Origin of the sequence: Corallococcus llansteffanensis (genome assembly GCF_003612055.1) — a bacterium.
Lineage (GTDB): Bacteria > Myxococcota > Myxococcia > Myxococcales > Myxococcaceae > Corallococcus > Corallococcus llansteffanensis.
The window spans coordinates 1-1756 of sequence record NZ_RAWB01000972.1 but is presented as its reverse complement, the minus strand read 5'-3'; the positions used below and the strand labels follow the sequence as shown (position 1 = coordinate 1756).

At 73.6% G+C, this 1756-nt stretch carries 2 protein-coding genes; both read right to left on the bottom strand.

The window, feature by feature from the left end:
- On the bottom strand, window positions 1-479 hold a 479-nt coding region (locus D7V93_RS42600), incomplete at its 3' end, for a DUF6597 domain-containing transcriptional factor (RefSeq protein ID WP_341871002.1).
- The coding region (locus tag D7V93_RS42595; RefSeq protein ID WP_147451665.1) for an ATP-binding protein at window positions 479-1756 on the bottom strand (1278 nt) is incomplete at its 5' end. The genes D7V93_RS42600 and D7V93_RS42595, both read right to left, overlap by 1 nt.

Genomic DNA, 1756 nt, shown 5'->3' with positions numbered 1-1756 from the left:
GGCACCTGCCCCCTCGCACGCCCGATGACGCCCACCGCGTGCAACACCCCCGCGTCCTCCCCGCGCTCCGACAGCCTCCGCAGCAACAACCGCTCCAGCAGCGCGAAGCGCGCGGGCATCCCGTCCGCTTCCGCCAGCCGCTCCCGCCACGCTCGCACCTCCGCTGGCCAGAGGTCCTCCAGCGCCAGCTGCGCGTCCGTCAGCTCCACCAGCGGCAGCCGCAGGAACGGGTGCGCCCCTCCCGGACGGAAGCGCACGGCGACGAAGGACGCGGACGACGCCAGCGGCACCACCTCCGCGCGGCGCATCGCCCCCACCACCTGGAGGCGCGCTCCGGCCGACAGGTCCACCAGGATGTCCAGACAGCCGTCCGGCATCACCCGGTGCGGCGCTGCCAGCGGCCCTGACACCTCCAGCGCCCAGTAGCACTGGACGTAGGGCGCCAGGGCGGCGCACGGCCTCGCCTCCACGTAGCGCATCAGGCCGCGTCCGCCACCGCCGCCCGGGGCAGCCTCACCGTGAAGCAGCTGCCCTGGCCCGGCCCGTCACTCCTCACCGCGATGCGGCCTCCGTGGCGCTCCACGATTTCGCGGCAGATGGCCAGCCCCAGCCCCAGCCCCCCGGCGTAGTGCTCGGCGGCGTTGCGCGCGCGGAAGAAGGGCGTGAAGAGCTGCGACACGCTCTCCGGAGGAATGCCGATGCCCCGGTCCTCCACGTCCACCCGCACCCCGTCCGCCTCCTCGCGCACCCGCACCACCACCGGCATGTCCGGCGGCGAATAGCGCAGCGCGTTCTCCACCAGGTTCGTGAGGAGTTGATCCAACCGCTGATCATCCCACCGGCCCACCAGGGGCGCCTCGGGGACGTCCAGCGTCAACTGGCTCGCGCGCTCCGGCCGGGTGACCTGGATGCGCTCCACCACCTCGCGCGCCAGCGCCCCCACGTCCACGGGCGTCACCGTCAACGTGAAGCGCCCGGACTGCAGCCGCGACACGTCCAGCATGTCGCCAATCAGCCGCGTCAGCCGGTCCACCTGCCGGTTCAGCCGCGCGAAGGTGTCCCGCTGCCGCTCCGGGGTCAGCCCCTGGCCGGCCCCGGACTGGCGGATGAGCAATTCCAGCGTCGCCTTCAGCGGCGTCAGCGGCGTGCGCAGCTCGTGGCTCGCCATGGACAGGAACTGGTCCCGGATGGCGATGGCCTCGCGCAGCTCCTTCTGCGTGCGGTCGATGCGCGCCGCCATGTCGTTGAAGCCCAGGGTGAGCTGGGCGATCTCATCGTCGCCCCGCGCCGGCACATGCTGCTCCACCGACGGCGTGCCCAGCACGGCGAAGCCGTCCCGGAGGGTCTCCAGCCGCTCGGCCACGTCCCGGCCCACCCACTGCGACAGCAGCAGCGCGATGGCGCCCGCCAGCACCGCGATGGCCACCACCCAGGCGCCCATGCGCGTCACCGGCGCGAACGCCTCGCGCAGCCGCGCGGTCACCACCACCGTCCACGGCGTCCCCGCCACCTGCGCGTGCGCCACCACCATCCGGCGCCCCGTGTCGTCGAACGCCTCCAGGAAGCCATCGGGTCGCGTCAGCGCCTCCGACCCGAGCAGCTCCAGCACCGGCGCCCGGGTGAGCACCTCGCCCCGCTCCGTCTCGCGCAGCAGGCTGCCATCCCGGCGGTCGAACATCTCCACGTGGTAGCTGCGCGAGGCCAGCGTCGGCTGCAATCCCAACCGCCGCAGGGACAGCCCCCCCACCAGGAAGGC